The sequence below is a fragment of the Kribbella sp. CA-253562 genome (assembly GCF_050942265.1).
GTDB lineage: Bacteria > Actinomycetota > Actinomycetes > Propionibacteriales > Kribbellaceae > Kribbella.
Genome location: NZ_CP192049.1, coordinates 781,910 through 808,453, shown reverse-complemented (window position 1 = coordinate 808,453; position 26,544 = coordinate 781,910). Strand labels below are relative to the sequence as shown.

The following is a 26,544-nucleotide window of genomic DNA, read 5'->3' as shown; positions in this document are numbered from 1 at the left end:
GCGCTCCGTCGTAGCCGCAGAAGATGCAGCGCCGCCTCGAGCCAGCTCACGGCCCGGCCGCCCGCCGCAAGTCCATCAGCGTGACAGGCCTGGCGAATCTACGCACGACATCCGTGCAGGCCGGATTGAGCAGCCAGGGCGTGACCCGGATACCGGCCGCATCCCGAACGTTCGCATCCGGACACGCCAGCATCTGCTTCAGCGCCTCAAAACACTTCTCAATAGTCGCCGCATCGGCCGACCGCGACGCAGGCTCGAACACCGTCCACCAAACGCCTCAGACACGCACGCGTACGCCGCGATGCCCGGAGTATCCCACTACTCCCGACGGATCCGCGCAAGCTCCTCCCGCCCTCCGGAAACCAGCCGATCAGCAACGCAGGCAGATCCGTCACACGATTCATTTTCAACACACCAATTCCACAGTCAACGACACCCACGGCTCAGACCAGGGTGAAGCAATGCTTCAAGCCAGTCCCAGATCGCTCAACTGTCTGTGAAGGCTTAATTCTCCCGAAGCCTGGGTTACTTCGAGTCGAGCTCGCGCAGCAGGTCAACCAGGACATCGGTGGCAAGGCGGACCAGATCGTCGTACTCGACCGTCGCGACCGCATCCGCGTACGTACAGGAAACCCGCACCACCACGGACCCCTCGACCGGGAGTAGATCCGATCCTCCGACTCGAGGAAGCCCGCGTTGTGAGACCCAGGCGATCGGCAGCCGGCGCAGCGAGTGGAGACCCGTCCGTAGCCGATTCGCACGGCCGGGAATGCTCGCAATTTCCCAGCGCGTGACATTGCCGCGTACAGGCATGCGTTACACCGTCAACCGGTCCCGGCGGCATCATGACCACCGTGACGCCGCGAGCCTTGGTCCAGCGCCTCGGCGACCTCGAACACCTCTCGTACACCGAGCAGCAGGCACTGCTCCACCTCCTCGACAACCTGCTCGCCATCACACATATGCGAGCATTGGGCCCCGCAACGCCAGTTGATCAGTCGACAACGGCAAGGAACTGCGCCGGCACCTGATCAGCGAGCCACACGACCTCATTGCCTTCGTAAAACGAGATTCCCGCTGCCGACGCGGCCGCCGAATCCACACTCAGCACGACCGGACCAGCGCTCTTGCGGCGAGCGACCAGTTCGGCTGTCTCACGATCAGCCGAAAGGTGCACAAACTGTCGGCCCATCGGGATCACACCCTCAGACCTGATGACGGCCCAAGACTCCGGCGCCGTCCCGTGGAACAAGCGGCTGGGCGGGACAGCACGGCGCCGATAGATACGCCCCGGAATCGAGTGGCCATAGATCGCTCGGATGCGATCGCCGTCAATCTCATGGCGATGCTTCGTCGCGGTCGCATACATCTTCTCCAGGGCTGCCCGATCGACCGACGCCCATTCACCACCCTGCTCACAGATGGCCTCCACGAGTTGGTCGATCTGCACCCAGCCCTCGTCGTCCAACTCCAGCTCGTACAGCCAGGGCTGGTGCCGTAAGGCGTGCGACACCAGCCGGCTCAGATCAGCCTCAGTCGTACTCAATCAGGTCCTCCACCGCCTGACGGAGCCACGTATAGAAGTCGTCGAACTCTGCCTGCTGTTCCCAGCCCGGTGACGCGAAATCGTGGATGATCGACACCCGGGAGGATCGATCGATGTCCCAGCACGCGACGTCGTCGTCGTCGATCCGGCGAGCAAACGGCACCAGCGTCCGTCTCGGGTAACGCTTGCCCAGACCATCAAGCAGCAGGGCAAGTTCTTCGCCTTCGATGATCCGCCACGGCTCCAGGTCAGTCAGCCCGAGCTCCACGACCCGAATGAATTGCGGGGGGTACTCGAAGCCGTCGGGCAGGTCAGCCGGGGTCAGCAAACTAGCCATCAGTTCCCTCCATATCCGGTCCAGGGCGAGCCGTTCGGCCACGCGTTACGATAGCCCGCGCTCTGATTGCCAATCCGGTTCGTGATCGCCTCGCCCCACGTGGTCGGCACAACTCCCTTGCGCGACACAAAGCGGCCAGCCTGATCAGCGGGGATCAAGTCGTCGAAACCGTGGACCATGGCCTTCACGTCGATACCGGCCATCTTCGCCGCCAGCAGGCGTCGGTTGTCGAGTGAGGTGAGACCCCCGTCGCCCATCTTCACGACATCGATCGGGTCACCCACCCAGCCATTGGCGCGCATGCTGTCTGCGATCTCCGCAACCCCCGCACCGGCCTTGTTCTGACTGAACCGAACCGCATTGGAGCCGATCGACGTTGCGGCTCCGTCCGCGTATTTGAGCGCGACGAGGGCCTTGGCGAGCTTTCCGAGCTTGCCGAACGGGAAGAGCATCAGTCCGGCCATGCCGCAGGACGTGGCGTCATGCTCGAAGCCACAGTCTGCGGCATCCGTCGTACCTGAGACGTCAGCGAACAGTTCGATGGCTTCGTCCACGCCGGCTCTGTCGGCCTCTTCGGCTCCGAGCTTGAATCCGGCGATGGTTGGGTTGATGCCCATCTGGGCCATTCGGATTGCCTGTTGCCGTGGGTCCGCTCCTGCCGGAAGGCCCATCGATTGATTGATCTCTTGACCAACATTGTTCGGAACCCGGGTGGTGCCACCGGTCGAGGCGGTCGTGCTCGATGATGTGATCGTCGGTGTCTCGCGGGGTTCGAAGCGGTCGCCGTCGTCGTCGATGGCGTAGTGCCCGTCGATTTCCACGCGGCTGATCGGGTTGCCGCCGGCGAAGGCGTAGCGGTTGGCGTTCCAGGGGTCGGTGGAGAGGTTGAGGTCGCCCAGGGCGCCGTTGTAGGCGTCCCTGGTGAGGAAGCGGTTCAGGCCCGGGGAGTAGTCGCGGAAGCCCATGTCGTAGGACTCCGAGGACTGGTCCCAGCGCTTTCCGTTGTAGCGGTAGACGTTGTACGGCTCCTTGCCCGGGTTCTGGGCGTCGGGCTTGTCCACGCCGGTGAAGCGGTCCTCATCGTCCTTGCCGTACGCGGTGTAGCCGTACGTGGAGCGGGTGTCGCCGCCCTCCGTGGTCAGCGTCTCCACGTCGGAGTGCGGGTTGTAGCCGTAGTACGAGTCTTCCGTGGTGCCGTCGGCCTTGAACTTGATCTGGGACAGACGGGAGCCCCAGGGCGAGTACTGGTAGGACTCGGTGACCTTGCCCGCGACCTCTTCGGACAGCACCTCGCCCGACAGACCGAGGTAGTTGAAGTTGGTGGTCTTCGCGCCTTCGACCTTGGAGCTGGTGCGGTCGAGAGCGTCGTACGACGTGTCGGTCGTCTTGGTGGTGCCGTCGTCCTGCAGTTTGCGGTGCTTGATGATGCGGTCGTAGCCGTCGTAGGTGTTGCGCTCGATCACCTTGCCGGCCGAGGAAACTTGCGACAGCCGGCCGAACGGGTCGTAGGTGTACGACGCCGCGGTGCCATCGCTGGTAGCGGTCAGCAGCCGGTTGCGGTCGTAGGTGTACGTCGTCGCGGCGTTCTTGACCACCTGGGAGACCACGTTGCCCGCGGCATCATGCGTGTATGTCTCCGTTGACTGCACGGTCGAGCCGCTAGCGTCCTTCTTCTCCACCTTCGCGACCCGGTCGAGCGGGTCGAAGGTGTACGCGAACACGTTCTCCAAGTACGCCGCGTGGTTGTCGGCGTTCTGGACCTTGGCGGTGTCCTTCACCCGGTCGCCGTTGGCGGAGTACTCCATCGCGTGTTGTGAGACCAGCGTGCCGTTGGACTTCTTCTCGATCTGGGAGGCGACCAGGCCGTCGAGGTAGTAGTCGAAGTCGACGGTGTTGCCGTTGGCCTTGGTCTCCACGTCGGTCTCGCCGCGGGCGGTGTAGGTGTACGCCGCGGTCTTCGGTGACGGGTCGGCGGCGGTCTTGCCGTTCTTGACCTGTTCGACCAGGTCCCGTACGTCGTACGTGTACGCCGAGTACTGGTCGTCCTTGTCGGCCGCGTCGTCGAAGGTGCGGGTGACGGGCGCGCCGTTCTCGTTGTAGGTGTACGTCGTGGTCTTGAGGAGCGTGGTGCCCTTCTTCTCCTCGACCTTCGCGACCTGGTTGAGGCCGTTGTAGCCGACGACGTAGTCGCTGACCTTGGCGCCGGGCTGGGTGTCGGTGATCTGCAGCAGGTTGCCGTTGGTGTCGTAGCGGTAGGTGAAGTCCTTCTTCTCCGTGTCCGCTTCGCCGGTGTTGTCGCGCACGACCTTCACCGCGTCGGCGGCGACGGTGCCAGTGGCGGCGGGAGTCAGCGTCACCGAGCCGGTCGTGGCCTCCGCGAACGTGAACTCGCCGAGGCTGACCCAGGTGCCGGCACCCACAGTCTGGTTGACCGGCTTCGCAACCGGCGTGGAACCGGCCGCACCCGTGCTCACCGCGTACGGCGCCGCGGTCGACGCGCCGGCCACCGACGGGTACCGGACGTAGACGGTGTACTTGCCGTCCGCCGGCACGTTCAGATTCCAGGTGTGCTTGTCCGTGCTCCCAGTAGCCGCCGCGTGCGTGCGGTAGTTGGTGCCCTGGTAGCCGGTGCCGGTAGCCGACACGGGCCAGGTCCCCGCCACTGAGACATCACCCGTGTCGGAGTTGTCCACCAGCGACACGTGCAGTCCGACCGGGACGCCGTCGTCACTGCGCGACTTCAGCTTCCCGTCCGGGAAGAAGTCCCACGTCATCGTCCGCGACGACGACCCACCCGCACTCGTCAGCGTCCGCGCGGTCTGCTGGCCGAGATCGTTGTAGCCGTACGTCGCCGCGATGTCCCACGGGTCCGTGCTCGACTTGACCCAGCCGTTGTCGAAGTACGAGTACGACGTGTCGTTGCGGACCGTCTGGCCCTCCGAGGCCGGCGCGCTGACCTTCGTCACGTTGCCGATCTCGTCGTACGTCATCACGGTCTTGTCCGGCGTGTTGTAGCGCGCGTCGTCCTTGTCGTACGGCGCGACCTTCTCTTTCGGCCGGTTCAGCGCGTCGTACACGGTGACCTGGGCGAAGTCGTCGGGGTCGTCGGCGGTCTCGACGCCGCGCGGGCTGATCACCTTGGTCTGGTTGCCGACCTGGTCGTACTCGACCTGCGTGGTCCGGTAGACCGGGTTGCCGGCGCCGTCCTTGCTGTGCGGGACCTTGACCTGCACGGTCTTGCCGCGCTCGTCCAGGGTGATCAGCGTCTTGTTGCCATCGGCATCCGTCGAGGCGATCACGTTGCCGTCGCGGTCGTAGTCCTGCGTGGTGGTCTTCCCGGCGGCGTCGGTCGCGGTCTTCGGCCGGTGCGCCTTGTCGTACGTGGTCTTCGAGGTGTAGTCCGCCGGATCGGCCGACTTCGCCTTGCGCGGGTCCACCACGGTCACGACGTTGCCGACGTTGTCGTACTCGTAGCTGATCTTGTCGTTCTGCGCGTTGGTGACCGACAGCAGCTGGTAGACCGCGTCATAGGCGTACGACGTGACGAAGTCCGCCGGGTCCGGGGTCAGCACACCCTTCGGCTCGATCTGCCGGGAGAGGTTGCCGACCACGTCGTACTCGTACTTCGTCTCCCGGTCGGGATCGGTCGCGACGTCCTTCGGCGCTTTCGAGGAGATCAGCTGGTCGGCGTCGTCGTAAACGTTGACGGACACGGCGCCGTTGGGAGCGGTCGACTGCGTGACGTTGTCGTTACCGTCGTACACCGGCGCCGGCGTCGTGACGAAGAGGTTTGCGCCCTGGTCCTTCGGCACCTTGCTGGTCAGCGGGCGGCCGAACACGTCGTAGGTGTAGGTGCTCGTCTTCGCCTTCGCGTCGGTGACGGTCAGCACGTTGCCCCGCACGTCGTAGCCGAAGTCGGTCGACTTGCTCAGCGCGTCGGTGATCCTCGTCGGGTAGCCGGTGTCGTGGTACGCCGGGTACGTCGTCGTGTTGTTGTTCGCGTCGGTCGAGGTCTTGAGCTGCCCCAACGCGTCGTAGCTGTACTTGGTCGTGTAGTCGCCGGCCGTCGCGGTGGCGTTGCCCTTCGGGTCGGTCACCGACGTGAGGTTGCCGAGCGGGTCGTAGCCGAAGGTCCAGGTGCGGCCCTCCGGGCTGACCTTGCGGCTGATCTCACCGTAGAACCCGTTCGCGCTGACGTTGTAGCTCAGCACGGTCGCGGGAGTGCTGTTGGCGTTCGCTTCGGCATCCTTGATGGTCAGCGGGAAGCCGGTCTTGGGATCGTAGGTCCAGGTGCTGACAGCACCGTTGGGCTCTTCCAGCCGGGTGACGTTGTGGTCGGTGTCCCAGCCCAGCTTGGTGATCTCGTTCTTGGCGTTGGTGGTCTGCACCGGGCGGCCGAAGCTGTCGGTCACGTACTTCGTGGCCCGCGGCGTCGCGTCGGTGACGGTCGTCTCGACCGTGCCGGTGCCCGGGACGTAGCCGAAGGTCGTCGTCTTGCCGAGCCGGTCGGTCAGCTTCTCGAGCTTCCACTTGTCCTTGGGATCGGTGGTCGCCGTGAAGTACGACAGGTTCGTCGACTTGCCACGCGGATCGGTGATCCGGACCAGCTTGGTGTTCTTGTTGGTGTTGGTGGCGTCGTAGACGAACGTGAAGGTCTTCGCCCCGGCCGCGCCGGCACCGTCGACCATCTCCGCCATCAGGCCCTTGTCGGAGTAGGTGAACGTCACCTTCCGGCCGGAGATGTCGGTGATCGACTCGACCTGGTCGATGATCTTCGGGTTGGTCAGGTTGGTCGCCGCGGTCTTGACCCCGGCGTCGTTGATGTAGCTGTAGGACTGCCCCTTCTCGAAGTAGTCCAGGCTCAGCGTCCGGCGACCGGCCGCGTCGGTGATGTAGTCCAGGAACTTGACCGGCTTGTTGGCGCTCTTGCGCTCGGAGTAGGTGAACAGCATCTCGTTGCCGTTCTTGTCCCGGATCACCGACTGGAAGCCCTGGTCGTCGAAGAAGAACTGGGTCCGGTCCGGCCGGGTCAGCATCCACGCGCGGTTCACCGAGGTCTTGTTGTCCGGCGGATCGGCGACCTTCTGCAGGTACAGGTGCACACCCTTGGGGTGGTCGTAGTCCCACTTGGTCTCGTCGGTCGTGCCGTGCTTGTTCAGCGCGAACGTGTGACTGGTGCCGTCCCCGTCGGTCAGCGTGATGTCGGTCGGCCACCGCTGACCGCGCGGGTGGAAGTCGAGCGCCGAACCGAGCCGGTTCAGCGTCGAGGTCGACAGCGACCAGCCGTAGCCCATCGACGAGGCGGAGGTGTCCAGGCTGTTGTAGGTCATCCGGACGAACGTCGACGCGCCGCGGCTCGGGTTGGTCAACGCGTTGTAGCCGAAGGCAACGTTGCCGGTGGCCAGGTTCACCATCGCCGACGAGCCGGAGCCGGTGTTCTTCCCGGCGTACTGGTAGAACTTCTCCAGCCCCAGCTGGTCAGAGGTCGGGTCCTCGACGGCGGCGTTCTGGGCGAGCGCCCCGACGCCACCGGTCGTCTTCGACAGCCAGGCTCCGGTCAGCTTGTTGCGCAGGTCCCACTGCAGGACGAAGTCCTCGCGCTTGTTGCTGGGGTCGGCCGCGACCGGGCTCTTCACCTGCGCGCTCACCTTGACCGCCGCACCCGGGGCGAGGTCGGCCGGCAGCGCGGTGTCGAGCCGGTTGGCCGCCGACGTCACCTCGGTCCCGTCGGGCAGGGCCCAGTGGTACGACAGGGCGTAGTCCGACGACTTGAGCGCGAAGGCCTGCGTGTTGGTGACCGTCACGTCGACCGGGTACGTCGCCGCCGGCTCCTGGCGCTGCGGAGTTTTCGGCGCGTGGTACGCCGACTCGGGCGTCTTGGCCAGGTACGTCACCTTGAGCATCGGGCGCAGCAGCGGCTCGGCCGCCTCGGCGCTGAGGAACAGCGCGTGCCCGGAGGTGGTCTCGGTGGCCTGCTTCACCAGGAAGCCGCTCTCGGTGCCTGGCGAGTTCACCCAGCTCTGTACCGCGGTCTTCGCCTGCCACCAGTGCCAGGTCGGGTCCGGTCCCATGTTGCCGGCCGGCACGTAGTCGAGCGACGCGCCGAAGTCACCGCCCGGCGTGGTCCAGGCGGTGGCCGTGCTCGCCCGCTGCCAGGTCGTCGTCGCCTCGACGATGGTCTTGCTCAAGGCGTGCGCGTTGAGCTGGGCGCCGGTGCCCTCGTAGTGCGCCTTCCACAGGCCCAGCTTGGCGTCGAGAATCGTGGACCCGGCCGGAATGGCGGAGGCGACCGTCCCGAAGTTCACCACTGCGCGGGTCTTGCCGTAGGTGGTGTTGTTGCCGACCTCGAGCCAGGCCTTGCCCTCGACCTTGTCCAGGTTGGTCGCGGACAACGTGCTCGACAGCGTGGAGTCGGCGGCGTTCTGGAAGTACTTGACCACCTGTCCGGCCTTGGGCAGCCGGGCCAGCTGGGTCGCCGAGGCGGTCAGCCCGCCGTCCTTCGTCTTGACCGCGACCATGTAGTAGTAGCCGTCGCCCTCGTCGGACGTGTCGCTGGCCGGAGTCGGCTCGGCGCTCGTGTCGGTGTAGGTCGTCGCGCCCGGCGCGACCGGAGCGACCAGCGTGTCGGCGGTCGGGACGAAGTTCTGCTGGACGCTGCGGTGCACCTGGTACTCGACCAGATCGTCCGCGGTGCTGGTGCTCGGGTCGGCGTACGCGCTCCAGCTCAGCGTGGCGCCGGTCGCCGCGATCGTCGCCGGCGGAGCCAGAGTGACGCCGGGGCGGCCGTAGGTCAGGACCAGCTTCGGCCGGTTCGCGTGCCGGTGCAGGTCGGAGCCGTTGTAGGCGTACTCACTGGCCTGGTAGACCGGTCCGCCGCGGCCGAGCGTCTCGTCGGTCGCCTTGACCACGATGCCGTGGTTCGCGGTTCCGTTCAGCCACGACTGCACCATCGACCGCACGCTGAACGTGTGCCAGGTGCTGCTCTCGCCGGCCTCCTTGGTGTCGTAGGCCCGCTTGATGAACCGCATCGTGTCCGCGGTCGTCACCTTGCCCGCGACGTCGCCCATCGAGGCCCGGTAGGTGCCGCCGGCGGTGAACGGCAAGGTGGCGAGCGGCTTGATCACGTTGCCGGTGCCCAGCGTCTGGTTCACCAGGTACGCCGTGGTACCGCTGCCGTGCACCACCGAGTACGGCGTGTTGGTGGCCCGGTCGGCGCCCTGGATGTACCCGGCCGAGACCTCGTAGTTGCCCGTCTCGGTGATGTCCGGGTACCAGCTGAACGACGAACCGGTGGCGGCGTCGTTCTGGTACTTGTAGCCGCCGCCGTCGGCGATCGCGGCCGTACCCGGAAGCCAGGCGCCGACCATCGACGTGCTGCCGGTGTGGCTGTCGTCGATGTACGACATGTTGTACCCGACGCTGCCGAGCGTGGTGTTGGCCGACGAGTTCCAGTTCACCGTCGTCTCCGACCAGGCCGAGGTCGCCTGGCGAGCCTCGAGCTGGACCGCGTTGGCGTTGGTCTCGAAGGTCTGGTCGAAGTACAGCTTGAGCTGCGCCGCGTCGATCTGGGTCCCGGCCGGGACCTTGGACAGGTCGAACTTGAGCAGGCTGCGGCGCTTGGCCGAGCCGGTCGTCCCGGCGTACAGGCCGGTGATGCCGCCGTAGTTGGTGGTCGCCGCGCCCGAGTCGACCATCGCGTCCTGGGCCTGGTCAGGCGCCGGCTCGATCGCGATCGTCGGGTCGATCACCACCGGGTACTGCCGGTCGGTGCTCTTCAGCCACTCGGCGTCGGCCCGGACGGTGATGTCGATGGTCGCTCCGCGCTGGGTGACCGTCTGGGTCACCTTGTCGCTGAACGCCTTGCCGTACGGCGACGCCGCGTCGTCGCGGGCGTCGGTCATGTACGGCCGCGGCATCCGGAACAACGGCCCACCGACGCCGCTCTGCCGGTAGAACGCGATCGACCCGTCCTCCTGCGGCTTCGCCTGCACCCCGGCCAGCTTGAGGCTGAACGTGTACGTCGGGTCGGCGGGCGCCGACTCCAGCACGATGCTTTCCTTCAGCTGGTCCGGCCCCACCTGGTAGACGAGGTCGGCGTCGCCGAAGAGGTCGGGATACGTGACGGTGTCCCCGGCCACGGACGGAGCCGGCGCCGCCGTACCCGTCGCGCCGAGCGTGAGGCCGTGCCCCTCCAGGTCGAACCGCACCAGCTGGTCGGCCTGCTTGCCGAAGTAGCTGCGGAAACTGTTGGTCTCGTTCGCGAACGCGAAGCCGGCCGCTCGGCTGGCCTTCACCGTGGTGTCGATCTCCTCCAAGCTGCCGTTCGCGGCCCGGAAGTGCACGGGTTCGCTGGACAGCTCGGCCTGGGTCCGGCCGTCGGCCAGCTGGAACAGCTTGCCGTTGGCGCTCCTGCGGGCGACGAGCTCCTTCACCCGGCGGCCGTCGCGCTTGACGGTCGCCGGCGGCTTCTCGGCCTGCGCCACGCCCTCGGGCAGTACGGCGTTGAGCTCAGGCTCGGGCTGGCCGGACTGGCTGCGCCAGCCCTGGAGCTCGGCGGCGACCGCGGCCTGGGCAGGCCGGGCGAACGCCTGGACCTGCAGGGTCGACGCCAGCAGGGCGACGGAGACCGAAAGGGGCACGACAAGACGACGGATGCGCGACATGACGGGGCGGGCTCCTTCGAGCTTCCCGAGGCGCCTCACGGTGAGTCACCGAGCCTCGGGCGGGGAGGGAACTCGGCGGGACGGGCCGAGCGCCGAGGATGATGGCAGCCGTCACACCGGGTGCGCCATCGTTACCAGGCGGTCATGTCACTACCTGCAGCTCTGTAACACCGCGGACCTGATTTCCGATCGCGCGCGTCCGGTTGTTCCATCGATGCAGAGCCGCGCCGAAAAGACACTCGTCAGTAGCTTCTGGACCACCTGCGACGACCGGAAAGTGCCGTCGTTCTCACTGTTCGTGACAGTAGCCACGCGGGGGTGGAACGGGGGTAGGATCCCGCGCTTGTGAAGCCGTCTTCTGTGGGTGTGCCGGTATTCGTGGATTCTTCCGGGCGCCGGCATCGCAGGGTCCGGATCGCGGGGGTGGGGCTTGCTGTGCCGGCCGTTGTGTACTTGGTGTTGCTGGGCAGCAGCTTGCTGGGCGGGCCTCGGCCCGACTTGCAGTTCGTGCCGTTGCCGGGGGATGCCAGGCCGCAGTCGGATCATCGGCCGAAGGTGACACCGACGCCGGTGCCGAGTTCCCGGGAGACGCCCGCGGACGACGACCGGCCGGAGTCCGAGACGTCGGAGTCGGCCAAGCCGGCGGACGACGTGACGCCGGTCGCGGTGCGGACCGAACCGTCGTCCTCGCCGACCGCGGAGCCGACCCCCACTCCGGCCGCCAAGCCGACGCCCACCCCCGCCAGTACGCCGACGCCGACCAAGCCGGCGGTGACGCCCACCGGCACCCCTCGGCACGGTAGACCGACAGAGCCGCCCGGCCGGACGAAGTCGCCGTCCAAGCCGTGAGCCGCCGGCCTCCGCCCCGGCGGGCGCGGCAGTTGCCGCTGCGTACGCACTGGATGGTGCTGACCCTGCTCCTGATCTGTCTCACCGGAGCACTCGCCCTGCACGGCTACACCAATCACCTCTTCGGCCACGCCCCGGACGGCGAACGCCAGGCCACCGGTGGCCACTCGACCGTGCCGGCCGCCATCACCGCGGGCGGGCCGGTGATCGACGCCGCGCCGGCCGGTGAGCGGTCGGTCCGGCCGAAGGCCAGGACGATCGCGCTCACCTTCGACGACGGGCCCGATCCGAAGTGGACCCCACAGGTGCTCGACCTGCTGCGTCGCCTCGACGTCAAGGCGACGTTTTTTGTCGTCGGCACCCAGGTCGCCGAGCATCCCGACCTCACCCGCCGCATAGTTGCCGAGGGCCACCAAATCGGCGTGCACACGCTCACCCACGCCGACCTCGCCACCACGTCCCGCTGGCGCCGGTCGCTCGAGCTGCGCCAGACCGAACTGATCCTGGCCGGCGCCGCCGGCATCAGTACGCCGCTGCTGCGGCCGCCGTACTCGTCGGAGGCCTCGGCGATCACCGACGCCGAGTGGGCCGCGATCCGCGCGACCCGCCAGGCCGGCTACCTCACGGTGCTCAGCACGCTGGACAGTGAGGACTGGCGGCGCCCGGGCGTCGCCGCGATCGTCGCCAACTCGACCCCGAAGGGCACGGCCGGGCAGATCCTGCTGATGCACGACTCCGGCGGCGACCGCACCCAAACCCTTGCCGCGCTGAGCAAACTCGTCCCGGCGGCCAAGGCGCGCGGCTTCCGGTTCGCCACCGTCAGCGACGCGGTCGCTCTCCCGGCACCGGTGCACAAGGCCTCCACGGCCGACCGGCTCCGAGGCCATGCGGTGATCACCGCGATCAGGCTCAGCGACGGCGCGCTGGCCGTCATCACCTGGCTCCTGTACGCCGCGGGCGCGCTGAGCGTGCTGCGCGCCCTGACCACCGTCATCGCGGCCAAGCGGCACGCGCGCGAGCGCTTCTGGACCTGGGGCGACGGTACGCCGGTGACCGAGCCGGTGACGGTGATCGTCCCCGCGTACAACGAGTCGGCCGGGATCGAGGCGGCGGTGCGTTCGCTGGTCGCCTCGGACCATCCGGTCGAGGTGATCGTGGTCGACGACGGCTCGACCGACGGCACGGCCGACCTGGTCGAGTCGTTGCGACTGCCCGGCGTACGGGTGATCCGGCAGCGCAACGCGGGCAAACCGGCCGCGCTCAACACCGGCCTGCTGGCCGCGTCGTACGAGCTCGTCGTGATGGTCGACGGTGACACCGTGTTCGAGCCGGACGCGGTGCGCTGGCTGGTCCAGCCGTTCGCCGACCCGGCCGTCGGCGCGGTGTCGGGCAACGCCAAGGTGGGCAACCGCCGTGGTCTGCTCGGTCGCTGGCAGCACATCGAGTACGTCGTGGGCTTCAACCTCGACCGGCGGCTGTTCGACCTGGCCGAGTGCATGCCGACGGTGCCGGGCGCCGTCGGCGCGTTCCGGCGCAGCGCGCTGCAGCGGATCGGCGGGCTGAGCGACGTGACGCTGGCCGAGGACACCGACCTCACGATGGCGTTGTGCCGGGACGGCTGGCGGGTGGTCTACGAGGAGCGGGCCGTCGCGTGGACCGAGGCGCCGGCTTCACTCGGTGCGCTCTGGCGGCAGCGCTACCGCTGGTGCTACGGGACGCTGCAGGCGATGTGGAAGCACCGCGGCGCCTGGGTGCAAGGCGGTCAGTCGGGCAAGCTGGGCCGGCGTGGGCTGACGTACCTGTTGCTGTTCCAGGTGCTGTTGCCGCTGCTCGCACCGGTGGTCGACGTGTTCGCCCTGTACGGACTGGTGTTCCTCAACCCGTGGCGTGTGCTCGGCGTCTGGGCGGGCTTCGTCGCTTTGCAGCTGGCGATGGGCTTGTACGCGTTCCGGCTCGACACCGAGCGCCCTGGACCGCTGTGGAGCCTGCCGCTGCAGCAGTTCGTCTACCGCCAGCTCATGTACCTGGTGGTCATCCAGTCGGTCTTCACCGCACTGGCCGGCCACCGGCTGCGCTGGCAGCGGATGGAGCGCTACGGAAGCCTCAGCACTCCACCCGGACCAGCGGACGACCTGGCCGGCGCAGCGCGCTGACCAGGTCGTCCAGGGCCATCAGCTGACCGTCACTGCCTTGGTCGCACTGACCGTGGTCGCGTGGTCGGCGTCAGCCAGCCACACCACCCGGTAGTACGACGTACCGCGGGCCGTCGGCTTGATGTTGAAGCCGTAGTTGCCGGTGGTGTTCAGCTTGGTCGTGGTGACCGTCGGCCAGCTCGTACCGGTCAGGCGCTGCAGGTACACCGTCGTGCCGGGGTGCTGCGGGCGCAGGTAGCCGTAGACCGGGGTGGTCGTGCCGAGCTTGATCGACGCGGCCAGGTTGATCGTGATGGTCGGCTTCACCTCGATCGTGGCGTTGCCGCTGCGGGAGCCGAGCAGGTCCGGCGAGCCGTTGTAGCCCCACGCGTAGACCGTGGAGACCGTCGGCTTCTGCACCGACGACGCCTGGCCGGTGCCGTCGGAGGTGACCCGGGCGACCTCGCGCCAGGTGGAGCTGTTCTTCGCCCGCGCGTACAGCGACAGCGGTACGCCGACGAGTGACGCGCCGGTGTCCTTGCGGGTGGCGCGGGTGTAGAGCGAGACCGAGCCGCCGTAGCTGATCGCCGGAGCGCTCGCCGCGACGGTGGCGCCGGTGCCGATCAGCACGGTGTCGACGCCCGGACCGATCTTGCCGGTGCTGTCCTTCACCCACGCGCGGAACGCGTAGCTGGTCGCGTTGGCCAGACCGGTCGCCGTGGTGGAACTCGCGGTGCCGGTGTAGACCGCAGTACCGACGTTCGGCAGCGGCGGCGGGGTCGTGCCGGTGTTGCGGCGCACGATGACCTGGTTGCCGGCCGGGACCGTCCACTTCAGGCTCGCCGTGGAGTAGGCACCGGTGGCGTCGAAGCCGGTCACCGGTGCGGGCGGCGCGGTCAGGTTCACCGCGTTGCTGTCGACGCTGATCTTGACGCCGCCGTGCGTCTCGTCGTGCGGGCCCGCGTACTGGTGCACGCGCTGGCGGTTGGTCCACAGCGAGGCCGGGATGTACTTGTCGTCGGTGGTGTTGGTGACGTTGTTCCACCGGGCGAACCAGAGGTTGTCCGGCCGCGTGTACGCCGGGTTGTTGTACTCGGCGGACAGGTCGACGCCGCCCGACGCCGCGCCGACGTAGGTGCCGCCGACGTAGCCGCGGGTGTTCAGCTCCAGCGTCCAGCCGCTCAGGTACGACAGGACCGACGCCTTGCAGGCGGTCGTCCAGTTGGCGGCGTAGTTCTCGACGTCGCTGTAGATCGCGCTGCGCTGGGCGAACCCGAGCGCCTGCGCCGCGACCACGGCGTTGGCCGCGGCGGTCCGCCCCTGCGCCCGAGCGGTCGCCGGATCCGTCGACATCTTGCTCGAGAAGTTGGTGCAGGGCGCCTGCATGCCGACGTCGATCAGCAGGAACTGCCAGCCCTTGGCGGCATTGGCGGCGACCCATGCCGGGGTCAAGTTCGGCTGGTTGCAGGCGCGCAACCCGCCGCTGATGTAGATGCCGACGGCCTTGTAGCCGGAGTTCGGGTACAGCCACCCGTCCATCGCGGCCTGGCTCGGCGCCGTGCAGGTGTCGAACGCGAAGCCGCCCTGAAGGTTGCCGGTAGCAACAATGGACGGCGTGACGGCGGCGGCAGCGCGCGGCTGGGCGAGCCGCGTCGCCTTGGCGGTGACCCGCCCGGTGTCGAGCACGTCCTGCGCGGCCGCGGCCCCACCCGGCGCGTAGTACGCCGTCGCGAGCACGCCGGCGTCCTGCACGGCCCGCTGGAGCTCGCCGTCGGTGGAGCGCGCCGTCTTGGTCAGCGGCTCCAGGATCAGGCCCTGGCTGCGGCCGGCCAGATGCGCGGGGCAGTCGCTCTGCGCGGTGCTGCGGCCGAGATACACGGCCGGGCGGTCGAGCCGCACACAGGCGGTCGGATCGGTCGACAGGTCGACCACCGGCCAGTCGGCCGGCACGGTGACCTCGTAACCACGGTACGAGATCACCTGGTCACTCACGGCGTACGCCGGGCTGATGCCCGCCGCAATGACCGCTACGGGAACAGCAACTTTCCAGAACCTCACGCGAAATCTCCTCACAGTGCCGAAGCGGCCGTGCGTGAGTATTCCAGTTCGCGCGGGGCAGCACGTGAGTATTTCTCCTTGTTGCAAGGACTCTTCACACTCCGAAGGTTTTCCCTCGACCGGCCACCGTCCGGAGCCGATCGCTTCCGGATCGGCGCGGAAACGCGCAATATTCCGGCACCCGGCCGCCCGCCTCGCGGCCCGACTCCCGAGGAGCGCAGCGATGCGAATCACTCGTCCCCGTGTGCTGGCAGTCCTGCTGGCCGGCACAGCCCTCACGTTCAGCCCGCTCGGCGGCCAGGCGACCGCGCAACTGCCGGCCGAAGGCCTGAGCAACCCCTGCTTCACCCCGGCCGACTCCGCGGCCAAGGGCGGTCGTGGCGCCGACACCCGCGACGTCAGTCCGGCCGAGCAGCGCCAGATCGAGGCCCGCACGGCCCAGCTGCTCAAGGCCAAGGCCGAGCGCGGCATCGGCGTACCGCAGGGCGCGCTCGCCGCGGCGACGGTCCCGGTCTACGTCCATGTGATGCGGGACGCGGCCGGCAACGGCGACGTCACCGACACCCAGATCTCGCAGCAGATCGCCGTACTGAACAAGACCTTCGCCGGTGGTGAGTCGTCGGCCGCCGCGAACACCGGCTTCACCTTCAACCTGGCCGGCACGTTCCGCTACAACAACACCCAGTGGCACCAGGACAAGCAGAGCAGCACCTACCGCAAGCAGACCCGCAAGGGCGGCGCGAACGCACTGAACATCTGGCTGGTCGACTTCGGCTACCTGGGCATCGCCACGTTCCCGTGGGACTACAAGAAGCAGCCGGGCATCGACGGCATCCGCGTGCAGTACACCTCGCTGCCGGGCGGCTCGGAGCCCAACTACAACCTCGGTGAGACCGCGACCCACGAGGCCGGCCACTGGTTCGGGCTCTACCACACCTTCCAGGGCGGCTGCACGACCACGAACGACGAGGTGGCCGACACCCCGGCGCAGAGCAGCCCGACCAACGGCTGCCCGACCGGCCGCGACTCCTGCTCGCTGCCCGGTCTGGACCCGATCCACAACTACATGGACTACTCCTACGACTCCTGCTACAACCAGTTCTCCCCGGACCAGAGCACCCGGATCAGCAACATGTGGACGGCGTACCGCGCCTGACAGCCGCAGCTGACACCGGCCCCGCGCGAGCTGCGCGGGGCCGGTGCCGTGCTCAGCTCAGAGGATGTAGCGGTCCCCCGGCCGCAGGATGCGGAACCAGCGGCAGCCGTAAGGCTCCAGCTCCAGCTGAACCGTCCCGTCCTCGGCGATCTCGGCGGTGTTCGACTGCAACAGATCCACCGCCCGTACGCCGACCCCGCTGCCGGCCACCGCGAGCGTGACCGTGGCCGGCTCGTCGGCGAAGTTGTGCACGGTGACGACGGTCCCGCCCTCGCACTCCGTGCGGTGCGCGAACACCGACGGCGACTCGTGGTCCAGCACCGTGCAGTCACCCCATGACAGCTCGGGCGTCTCCCGGTAGCGCTGGATCAGCAGCTTGATCCAGTTCAGCAGCGAGTCCGGGTCCCTGCGCTGCGCCGCGACGTTGACGTGTTCCGGCGACAGCTCCCCCTGGACGACCAGTCCGGCCAGGTCGGCCGGGTCCGCGGTCGAGAACCCGCCGGTGGGCCCGTCCGTCCACTGCATCGTGGTCCGGACCGCGTTGCGCCCCTCGGCGTCCAGGTTCTCGCCCATGCCGATCTCCTCGCCGTAGAAGAGCACCGGGGTGCCCGGCAGCGAGAAGAGCAGGCTGTAGACCATCTTGAGCCGGCGTTGGTCGTTGCCGAGCATCGGCGGCAGCCGCCGGCGCAGACCGCGGCCGTACAGCTGCATGTTCTCGTCCGGGCCGAAGGCGGCGAACACCTCGTTGCGCTCGTCGTCGGTGAGCTTGTCCAGCGTCAGCTCGTCGTGGTTGCGCACGAACGTGCCCCACTGCGCCTCCTCCGGCGGAGCGGGCCGCTCACGCAGCGCCTTGACCAGCTCGGCCGGGTCCTGCCGCGCCAGCGACAGGTACATCTTCTGCATGCCGATGAAGTCGAAGCACATGGTCAGCTCGTCGCCGTCCTCGTCACCGAAGAACTGACGAGTCTCCTTGTACGGCAGGTTGACCTCGCCGAGCAGCACCGCCTGACCGCTGCGCCGGCTCAGGAAGGCCCGCAGGTCACGCAGGTAGTCGTGCGGGTCCGGCAGGTGCTCCGGGTCCAGCGCACCGTCGGTGTCGAGCAGGAACGGTACGGCGTCCACCCGGAAGCCGGAGATGCCCAGCCGCAACCAGAACCCGATCACCCGGATGATCTCGTCGCGGACCTCCGGGTTGGTGATGTCCAGGTCCGGCTGGTGCTTGTAGAACCGGTGCAGGTAGTACTGGCCGGCCTGTTCGTCGTACTGCCACAGGCTGTTCTCCTGGTCGGGGAACACGATGCCCTGATCGGCGTTCTCCGGCGGCTCGTCGCGCCACACGTACCAGTCCCGGTACGGCGACTCGCGGGAGGCCCGGGCACTCTGGAACCACGGGTGCTGGTCGGAGGTGTGGTTGACCACCAGGTCGGCGATCACCCGCATCCCGCGGTCCTGCGCCAGCGTGATCAGCTCGACCAGGTCGCCGTGCGTGCCGAGCCGCTTGTCGACGCCGTAGAAGTCGGTGATGTCGTAGCCGTCGTCGCGGTCCGGCGTCGGGTAGAACGGCATCAGCCACAGGCAGGTGACGCCCAGCTCGGCCAGGTGGTCGATGCGTTGCGACAGGCCGCGGATGTCGCCGCGGCCGTCGCCGTCGGTGTCGAAGAAGGTCTCGATGTCCAGGCAGTAGACGACGGCGTTCTTCCACCAGATGTCGGCGGTCTCGGTCAGCCTCACGGGCGGGTCACCTCCAGTTGCGGCAGCACCTTGGTGCCGAACACGTCGACGAACTCGGACTGCTCCCGGCCGACGTGGTGCAGGTAGATCGCGTCGAAGCCGAGGCCGGCGTACTGGTTCAGCCACTCCGCGTGCCGGCCCGGGTCGGAGGAGACGTGCACGGTCTTGTGCATCGCCTCCGGCGGGACGTGCTCGGCGGCCAGGTCGAACGAGTCGGCCGTGTCGACGTCCCAGCAGAACGGTGGCGGGAACACGTTGGAGCGCCACTGGTCGTGCGCCAGCGCCAGCGCCTCCTCGTCGGTGGCGGCGTAGCTCAGGTGCACCTGCAGGCAGACCTTGCCGCGCCCACCGGCCTCCTTGTACGCCGTGATCATCCGGCGCAGGTGGTCGTGCTCGGCGTTGACGGTGATCAGGCCGTCGGCCCAGCCGGCGCACCACCGGGCCGTGGCTTCCGACACGGCCGCGCCGAGCAGTGCGGGTGGTTCCTCCGGGCGGGTCCAGAGCCGGGCCCGGTCGACGGTGACCAGGCCGTCGTGGCTGACCTCTTCGCCCTGCAGCAGCCGGCGGATCACGTCGACCGACTGCTCCAGCCGCTCGGTCCGCTGCTCCTTGCGGGGCCAGGGGTCGCCGGTGATGTGCTCGTTGCTGGCCTCACCGGTGCCGAGCGCGGCCCAGAACCGGCCCGGGTACATCGAGCCGAGCGTGCCGATCGCCTGCGCGATGATCGCCGGGTGGTAGCGCTGGCCGGGCGCGTTGACCACACCGAAGCTCAGCCCGGTGGCCTGCAGCGCGGCGCCGAGCCAGGACCAGGCGAAGCCCGACTCGCCCTGCCGCGCGCTCCACGGGCTGAAGTGGTCCGAACACATCGCCGCGGTGAAGCCGGCTTGTTCCGCCCGCACCACCGCGTCCAGCAGGTCGGCGGGCGGGACCTGTTCGTGCGAGGCGTGAAAGCCGTAGACAGTCATACCCGTCTCCGTGCCCGCCGCACCGCGCCGCCACACCCCCGGGTGCGGTTTTCACGTCAGCGGCCGTGGCTCACCGTCCCGGCACGAGCGGCTGAGCAGGCGGGAGCGGCTAGGGCTTGCTCGCGCCGTTGCGGCGGTCCTGGTGGTTCGCCTGTGACTTCGCGTTGGCCGCCTCGACCAAGCTGGTCGCGACCTGGCGGAGCTTGACGTTGCCCGACTGCGACAGCCGGGCCAGGAAGGCGAAGGCACGGTCCGCGTCGAGCGTGTACCGCTCCATCACGATGCCGACCGCCTGACCGATCACGTTGCGCGTGGCCAGCGCCTGCGACATCGTCTCGTCCTGCTTGGCCCAGCCCATCGCCACCGCGAGCTGGCCGGCGAACAGGCTGGCCAGGTGCACCGAGTCGTCGTCGATGCCGTACGGCTCGGTGGAGTACAGGTTGAGCGCTCCGCGGGTGTGCGGCTCGGCGTTGAACTGGAAGGCCAGGTGGGCGCCCAGGCCGAGAGCTGCCGCCTTCGGGCCGAAGTCGGGCCAGCGGGGGTCGGTGGCCAGGTCACCGACCATCACCACGGGCTCACCCAGCGCGGCGTCCAGGCAGGGCCCCTCCTGCAGCTCGTACTGCAGGTGGTCGGCGCGGATCGCCAGCGGACCGGTCGGCGCGAGCGTCTCGATCCGGCCGTTCTTGCGGGTCAGCGAAATGCTCGCCTCGACGATCCCTGGCACCGTCTCGACGGCACCACGGGTGATCACCTGCAGCGCTTGGTCCAGATCCATCGGCGCCTGGATCGACGCGGCGACGTCGGCCATCACATCTGCCAACTGCTGCAGCGGCGGCTGCTCGCCACGCTCTGCTTCCAGTGGTACCGACTCCATCGTGGACCTCCTCCCGGCGACGCCGATCCCCCCAAAGGTCGGCCTACCCCGCAAGTGTGCCGCACGGGGCCGGAAAAAGCAGAGCAGCGCAGAGATCAGTTCCCTGGGCGCGGACCCCGGCGAGCCAGCGTGTGACTGCCGTCGCACAACGGTTTGAGCGCCGACCGGCCACAGCGGCACAAGGCGATGGTGCCGCGCTCGGGCGTGATCTCCCGGCCGTCCTCGTCCAGCAGGGCGAAATCGCCCCGGACCAGCAGCGGGCCGTCGGGATAGGCACGGATCACCGTCTCGGAGTCGTTCATGCACTCCCGGTACCCACCGGCATGACCCCGGGTACCGGACGGCCGAGACAGTTCAAAGGAGCACTGAATGCAGCTTCCACCCCCTCGCGGGCCCCTCAGCGGATGGGTGATCGACCACCTACGCGGCGTCAGGCGTCCGGCCCCGCGGCCCCTCGGCAGCCCGACCGACGACGACTTCCAGCTCGCGCTGTGGTGCTGTTACGAACTGCACTACCGCGGCTTCGCCGAAGCCCCGCCGGACGCCGAGTGGGACACCGGACTACTCACCTTCCGGGCCGAGCTCGAGCAGGTGTGGACCGAGTGGCTGCAGGCGCTGTGCGCGCCGGAGCCCTCGGCAACCGAACCGGTCGCGACCCAGCTGCGCGCCCTGATCGACGCCGACGACGGGCCCTCGCTGGCGGCGTACCTGCACCGGCACGCGACGTTCGGGCAGTTCCGCGAGTTCGTGCTCAACCGCTCGGTCTACCAGCTCAAGGAGGCCGACCCGCACAGCTACGGCATCCCCCGCCTGGACGGCGCCGTGAAGGCCGCCCTGGTGGAGATCCAGGCCGACGAGTACGGCGGCGGCCGGCCCGAGCGCATGCACGCCGAACTGTTCCGTACGACGATGCGCTGGCTCGGCCTGAACGACACCTACGGCCACTACGTGTCCCAGGTGCCCGGCGTCACGCTGGCGCTGTCCAACGCGATGTCGCTGTTCGCCTTGCACCGCCGCTGGACCGGCGCGCTGCTCGGCCATCTGGCGGCCCTGGAGATGACCTCCACGACGCCGAACCGCCGGTACGCCAGCGGCGCCGTCCGCCTGGGCGCGACCGAGGAGCAGGCCCGCTACTTCACCGAGCACGTCGAGGCCGACGCCGTGCACGAGCAGATCGCCGCCCACGACCTGTGCGGCAAGTACGCCGAACAGCACCCTGAGGCGGTCGGCGACATCCTGTTCGGGGCGAGTTGCTGCCTGACACTGGACAACCTGGTTGCCGAGCACCTGCTGAGCGGGTGGGGCGTCGAGCAGAAAGGGCTGGTCGCCAGCTGACGTGTCGCGGTTCGCAATCGGACGCACACGGAGAGTAGGTTCGTCGCATGATGAAGCGAGCCGTGGCGATTGCCGGCGTACTGGTCCTCACCATTTCCGGGGTGGCGACCGCAGCGACGCACCAGCCTGGACAGGAGAGCACGGACCGCAGTCTGATCGTCGGCGGCACGCTCGCCGCGCTGTCGGAGGCGCCCTGGGCGGTTGCCGTCACCAACTCGCGGTCGTCGAACTCCAGCGGCCGCTGGTGCGGCGGCGCGCTGGTCCGGCCGAACAAGGTGCTGACCGCAGCGCACTGCATGACCAAGCCGATCGGGACCTACACCGTCGTCCAGGGCCGCGCCGAGCTGATGGACCGCTCGGCGGGCCGCACCTCCGAGGTCAGCAAGGTCTGGATCCACCCCGGCTACGACACCAAGCTCAACCGCAACGACTTCGCCGTTCTCACCCTGAGCACCCCGATCACCGGCGTTCCGCTGATCGCACTGGAGACCAACCCGAAGGCCGACCGCAAGGGCGTCGTGCCGACCGTGTTCGGCTGGGGTGACACGCAGGGCACCGGACCCGACGACACCTTCCACAAGCTGGCTGTGCCGGACCTCGGCGACGCCACCTGCCTGGCCAACGAGGAGTACGTCGGCAACGGGTACGCCGCCGCGAACAACATCTGCGCGGGCTACCTGAAGGGTGGCAAGGACGCCTGTCAGGGCGACTCCGGTGGCCCGCTGGTCCTCAACGGCCGCCTGCTCGGCACCGTCTCCTGGGGCAAGGGCTGCGCCCAGGCCGGCTACCCCGGCGTCTACGCCGAGATCGCTCCCGCCGCCGCAGCACTGAAAGCCCAGTTCGGCAAGTGATTCGCAACAGGTTCGTCAGCCGGTAACAATACTGACCGGTCCGATCCGGGCCGGTCACTGAACCGATATAGCGGCGAAACGGCCACTGACTACCTTCCTGAGCAGCTACCCCCAGAGCTGCTCAGTGAGGAGACGGTATGGCCCAGACCAGGAGGCAGTTCCTCCAGCAAGTCGGTGTCACCGGCGGCGCCGGCGTGATGTACTCCGCGATGGGTGCGCTCGGCCTGGCCGGCGCCGCCGACACCCCCGCGTACGCCGCCCCGGCGCGGATCGAACTGGCCGGCCGCGGCCGCAAGCACGTGGTGATCCTCGGTGCGGGCATCGCCGGCCTGACCGCCGCGTACGAGCTCGGCAAGGCCGGGTACCAGGTGACGTTGCTCGAAGCCCGCAAACGGCCCGGCGGACGGAACTGGACGGTCCGTGACGGGACCGAGGAGAAGGACCTGCACGGCCACACCCAGCGGGCGCGGTTCTCCTCCGGGCAGTACATGAACGCCGGGCCCGGCCGGATCCCGCAGCACCACGTGACGCTGGACTACTGCCGCGAGCTCGGCGTCGCGATCGAGCCGTTCGTCAACCAGAACGCCGACGCCTACCTGTACCGCGAAGGCACCACCGCCCTGTCCAACAAGCCGATCCGGCACCGCACCGCCAAGGCGGACGTCTACGGCTACGTCTCCGAACTGCTCGCCAAGGCCACCGACCAGGGCGCGCTCGACTCGGCCCTGACCGCGACCGACAAGGACGCGCTGATCAGCTTCCTGCGCAGCTTCGGTGCGATCGGCGCGAAGGCCGACGGCTTCGCCTACACGGGGACCGACGGCCGGCGCGGGTACGTCGTCGAGCCGGGCGCCGGACTCGAGGGCGGCACTACGGCCGCGCCGTACGGGCTGAGTGACGTGCTGGCCAGTGGGGTCGGCAACTACTTCTCGTTCGAGTTCGGCTGGGACCAGGCGATGATGATGTTCCAGCCGGTCGGCGGGATGGACCGCATCCCGTACGCGTTCGAGCGGGCGATCGGCCGGGAGAAGTTCGTCTACGGCGCCCAGGTGCTCGGACTGCGCAACACCACCCAGGGCGTCACCGTCGTCTACAGCACCGGGTCCCGGCCGCGGGAGCTGAAGGCCGACTTCGCGATCTGCGCGCTGCCGCCGCACATCGCCGCGACCGTTCCGTCCAACCTGCCCGCGAACGTGCTCGCCGCGCTGCGCTACGCCCGGCCGACGAACGCGGGCAAGATCGGCATCGAGTACTCCCGGCGCTGGTGGGAGCAGGACCACCGGATCTACGGCGGCATCACCAACAGCAACCTCGACCTGGTCAACACCTGGTACCCGTCCACCGGTTTCCACGGTGAGCGCGGCACGCTGATCGGCTACTACAACACCGGCGCCAACGCCACGGCGTACGGCGCACTGAGCCCAGCCGCGCGCCTGGACCGGGCGCTGAGCCAGGGCGCCAAGATCCACGGCGACGTGTACCGCCGGCAGGTCAAGGCGTCGTTCTCGGTCGACTGGGCCGGGACCGAGTACTCCCGCGGCGCCTGGGTCGGCTGGACGTCCCAGACCGACGGCACGTACGCCGACCTGCTCGATGCCACCGGCAACATCTACTTCGCCGGTGACCACCTCAGCCACGCCATCGCCTGGCAGCACGGCGCGATGGTGTCCGCCCGGGCGACCGTGACCGCCCTGCACACGAGAGTGACCAGCCGATGAAAAAACGCAAGCTGCTCGCCGGGTTCGCCGTCGTCGCCCTCACCTTCACCGCGGGCGCGTCCACCGCCGCCGGCTGGTGGGACCGGCCGAAACCGCCACGCCCCGGCACCGTCGTCCCGGCGCTGCCGGCCGGTCAGGCCAACCCGATGATCGCCAGCGGCGTCGGCATCGGGGCGAACACCGCCATCTACAAGACCTCCGGCCTCGGCCCGTCGGCGCTGAACACCGCCGCCCCCGCGGGCAGCGAGGCGTCGTACATCGACACCGCGGTCTTCCCCGGCGGCACCCTGCCGGCCGGAGTCACCATCACCGAAGCCCAGGGCATCAACGTGCTGCGCCGGATCGGGGAGAACCTCCAAGCGGCCGGCCTGACCTACGACGACGTCTACACGATGCGGGTCTTCCTGCAGAACCCGGCCGGCGCCACCGCGGCCGACTTCGCCGGCTGGAACCGCGCCTACCGCCAGTACTTCGCCAACACCGACCTGACCACCGGCAAGTTCGTCCCGGTCCCGCTCGGGACGGCCGCGCCCGCGAAACCGTTCGTGGTCAACAAGGCGCGCCCGTCCCGCTTCGCCCTCGAGATCGAGAACCTGCCGGTCGGCGGCTGGCTGGTCGAGGTGGAGGTCGACGCCGCCTACGGCATGCGCTCGTAGGCGGGCAGGGTGAGGAAGTCGACGTACTCGTCGGCGGTCGCCACGTCGAGGAAGGTCTGCCGGGCCTCGGCGTAGGCGGCCGGATCGTCGCCGAGCTCGGCGATCTCCTCGTCGGCGATGGCGGTGACGAGTTCGGTGGTCACCGTGGTGCCGGTGTCCAGGACGACGCCGTTGCGCCGCCACTGCCAGATCTGCGAACGCGAGATCTCGGCGGTGGCGGCGTCCTCCATCAGGTTGAAGATGCCGACGGCACCGGTGCCGCGCAGCCAGGCGGCGAGGTACTGAATCGCGACGCTGACGTTGTTGCGCAGGCCGGCCTCGGTCACCTCGCCGGGCGTCGCGGCGATGTCGAGCAGCTGGTCGGCGGTGACCGAGACGTCCTCGCGCAGCTTGCCCAGCTGGTTCGGAGCGGACCCGAGCACCTCGTCGAAGGCCGCCCGGCAGGTCTCCACCATGCCCGGGTGGGCGACCCACGAGCCGTCGAAGCCGTCGGCGGCCTCGCGCTTCTTGTCCGCCTCGACCTTGGCGAAGGCCTGCTCGTTGACCGCCGGGTCCTTGCTCGGGATGAACGCCGCCATCCCGCCGATCGCGTGCGCGCCGCGCCGGTGGCAGGTCCGGACCAGCAGCTCGGTGTAGGCGCGCATGAACGGCACCGTCATCGTGACCGAGTTGCGGTCCGGCAGCTCGAAGTCGGCACCGCGGTCGCGGTAGGTCTTGATCACGCTGAACATGAAGTCCCAGCGCCCGGCGTTCAGCCCGGCCGAGTGCTCGCGCAGCTCGTACAGGATCTCGTCCATCTCGAACGCCGCCGGGAAGGTCTCGATCAGCACCGTCGCCCGGATCGTGCCGCGCGGCATGCCGAGGAACTCCTGGGCCAGCACGAACGCGTCGTTCCACAGCCGCGCCTCGAGATGCGACTCCATCTTCGGCAGATAGAAGTACGGCCCCTGCCCGCGGTCGAGCTGGAGCTGCCCGCACGCGGTCAGGTAGAGCGCGAAGTCGACCAGCGAGCCCGACGTGCGCTCCCCGTCGACCAGCAGGTGCTTCTCCGGCAAGTGCCAGCCACGCGGCCGGACCACGATCGTGGCCAGCTCGTCGTCCGGCTTCAGCGCGTACGACTTGCCGGCCTCGCTGGTGAAGTCGATCTTGCGGGTGATCGCGTCGAGCAGGTTGAGCTGGCCGCCGATCACGTTCTCCCACAGCGGGGTGTTGGCGTCCTCGTGGTCGGCCAGCCAGACCTTCGCGCCGGAGTTCAGCGCGTTGATCGTCATCTTCCGGTCGGTCGGGCCGGTGATCTCGACCCGGCGGTCGACCAGCCCGGGCGCCGGGTCGGCCACCCGCCAGTCCGGGTCCTCGCGCACCGCGGCGGTCTCGGCCAGGAAGCCGAGCGACCCACCCGCGGAGATCTCCGCGATCCGCGCCCGGCGCCGTTCCAGCAGCTCCAGGCGGCGGGGGTTCAGCGCGCGGTGCAGCCGCTCGATCAGCTCTAGCGCCCGCTCGCTGAGGATCTCGTCGTACCGCTCGTGTTTCGGTCCGGTGACCTCGACTGCCACAACAGCTCCTCTCCTCGACGCCGGTCGGTGATCCGGTTCGTCTCGACCGTAGTGCACAACTTCGGGCGGCTGTCCGGCGGCGAGGAACCGAACTGTTCAGTAGGGTGCGGGTCCGACGAC

The 26,544-nt window shown here is 68.7% G+C and carries 17 protein-coding genes; 6 read left to right on the top strand and 11 right to left on the bottom strand.

All coding sequences use genetic code 11. From position 1 onward, the window contains the following. Positions 1-46: 46 nt before the first annotated feature. The 5 genes from ACQPXM_RS03915 to ACQPXM_RS03895 all read right to left on the bottom strand — a co-directional run bounded on the left by ACQPXM_RS03915 (position 47) and on the right by ACQPXM_RS03895 (position 11,328). Positions 47-262: a hypothetical protein gene (locus ACQPXM_RS03915; protein WP_432944820.1), complete on the bottom strand. Its 216-nt coding sequence runs from the start codon at positions 260-262 to the stop codon at positions 47-49. Between the two features lie 732 nt (positions 263-994). Then, on the bottom strand, positions 995-1,546 hold the full coding sequence (locus tag ACQPXM_RS03910; RefSeq protein WP_432944818.1) for an RNA 2'-phosphotransferase: 552 nt from the start codon (positions 1,544-1,546) through the stop codon (positions 995-997). Next, positions 1,533-1,883, bottom strand: a complete 351-nt coding sequence (locus tag ACQPXM_RS03905; protein ID WP_432944816.1) for a hypothetical protein — start codon at positions 1,881-1,883, stop codon at positions 1,533-1,535. The genes ACQPXM_RS03910 and ACQPXM_RS03905 overlap by 14 nt, the downstream gene beginning before the upstream one ends. Further along, positions 1,883-10,546: a DNRLRE domain-containing protein gene (locus ACQPXM_RS03900; protein ID WP_432944814.1), complete on the bottom strand. Its 8,664-nt coding sequence runs from the start codon at positions 10,544-10,546 to the stop codon at positions 1,883-1,885. The genes ACQPXM_RS03905 and ACQPXM_RS03900 overlap by 1 nt, the downstream gene beginning before the upstream one ends. Before the next feature lie 542 nt (positions 10,547-11,088). After that, positions 11,089-11,328, bottom strand: coding sequence for a hypothetical protein (locus ACQPXM_RS03895; RefSeq protein ID WP_432944812.1), 240 nt, complete (start codon positions 11,326-11,328; stop codon positions 11,089-11,091). A 63-nt stretch (positions 11,329-11,391) separates the two neighbouring features. Between ACQPXM_RS03895 and ACQPXM_RS03890 the strand changes: the two genes are divergently transcribed. After that, positions 11,392-13,548, top strand: coding sequence for a bifunctional polysaccharide deacetylase/glycosyltransferase family 2 protein (locus ACQPXM_RS03890; RefSeq protein ID WP_432944810.1), 2,157 nt, complete (start codon positions 11,392-11,394; stop codon positions 13,546-13,548). A gap of 18 nt (positions 13,549-13,566) precedes the next feature. On the opposite strand, the gene ACQPXM_RS03885 is transcribed toward ACQPXM_RS03890, so the two are convergent. Next, entirely contained in the window at positions 13,567-15,585 is a 2,019-nt protein-coding gene (locus ACQPXM_RS03885; protein WP_432944809.1) for a glycoside hydrolase domain-containing protein, read from the bottom strand. A 223-nt stretch (positions 15,586-15,808) separates the two neighbouring features. Here ACQPXM_RS03885 and ACQPXM_RS03880 point away from each other — a divergent pair, with 223 nt between their 5' ends. Next, the gene (locus ACQPXM_RS03880; RefSeq protein WP_432944807.1) at positions 15,809-16,741 is read left to right on the top strand and encodes a zinc metalloprotease; all 933 of its coding nucleotides are present in this window, start codon (positions 15,809-15,811) and stop codon (positions 16,739-16,741) included. A gap of 57 nt (positions 16,742-16,798) precedes the next feature. Here ACQPXM_RS03880 and ACQPXM_RS03875 read toward each other — a convergent pair whose 3' ends face one another. The 4 genes from ACQPXM_RS03875 to ACQPXM_RS03860 form a co-directional block, all read right to left on the bottom strand. Further along, a complete protein-coding gene (locus tag ACQPXM_RS03875) occupies positions 16,799-18,472 on the bottom strand; it encodes an alpha-amylase family protein (RefSeq protein WP_432944805.1) in 1,674 nt (557 codons plus the stop codon). Further along, positions 18,469-19,437: a TIGR03885 family FMN-dependent LLM class oxidoreductase gene (locus ACQPXM_RS03870; RefSeq protein WP_432944803.1), complete on the bottom strand. Its 969-nt coding sequence runs from the start codon at positions 19,435-19,437 to the stop codon at positions 18,469-18,471. Before ACQPXM_RS03870 ends, ACQPXM_RS03875 begins: the two co-directional genes overlap by 4 nt. Before the next feature lie 109 nt (positions 19,438-19,546). Next, entirely contained in the window at positions 19,547-20,311 is a 765-nt protein-coding gene (locus tag ACQPXM_RS03865; protein ID WP_432944801.1) for a GAF and ANTAR domain-containing protein, read from the bottom strand. Between the two features lie 95 nt (positions 20,312-20,406). Further along, positions 20,407-20,613, bottom strand: a complete 207-nt coding sequence (locus ACQPXM_RS03860; protein ID WP_432944799.1) for a CDGSH iron-sulfur domain-containing protein — start codon at positions 20,611-20,613, stop codon at positions 20,407-20,409. Between the two features lie 67 nt (positions 20,614-20,680). Here ACQPXM_RS03860 and ACQPXM_RS03855 point away from each other — a divergent pair, with 67 nt between their 5' ends. From ACQPXM_RS03855 to ACQPXM_RS03840, 4 genes are all read left to right on the top strand, one after another. Further along, a complete protein-coding gene (locus ACQPXM_RS03855) occupies positions 20,681-21,646 on the top strand; it encodes an iron-containing redox enzyme family protein (protein WP_432944797.1) in 966 nt (321 codons plus the stop codon). A 47-nt stretch (positions 21,647-21,693) separates the two neighbouring features. After that, positions 21,694-22,497 (top strand): S1 family peptidase, encoded by an 804-nt coding sequence (locus ACQPXM_RS03850; protein ID WP_432944795.1) that lies wholly within the window; start codon positions 21,694-21,696, stop codon positions 22,495-22,497. 137 nt (positions 22,498-22,634) lie between these two features. Next, complete coding sequence (locus tag ACQPXM_RS03845) at positions 22,635-24,215, top strand: flavin monoamine oxidase family protein (RefSeq protein ID WP_432944793.1); 1,581 nt, start codon at positions 22,635-22,637, stop codon at positions 24,213-24,215. Then, positions 24,212-24,871 (top strand): Rid family hydrolase, encoded by a 660-nt coding sequence (locus ACQPXM_RS03840; protein WP_432944791.1) that lies wholly within the window; start codon positions 24,212-24,214, stop codon positions 24,869-24,871. Before ACQPXM_RS03845 ends, ACQPXM_RS03840 begins: the two co-directional genes overlap by 4 nt. Here ACQPXM_RS03840 and aceB read toward each other — a convergent pair. Then, positions 24,853-26,424: a malate synthase A gene (gene aceB, locus ACQPXM_RS03835; protein WP_432944789.1), complete on the bottom strand. Its 1,572-nt coding sequence runs from the start codon at positions 26,422-26,424 to the stop codon at positions 24,853-24,855. The two genes, ACQPXM_RS03840 and aceB, sit on opposite strands and share 19 nt — an antisense overlap. Between the last annotated feature and the right edge of the window lie 120 nt (positions 26,425-26,544).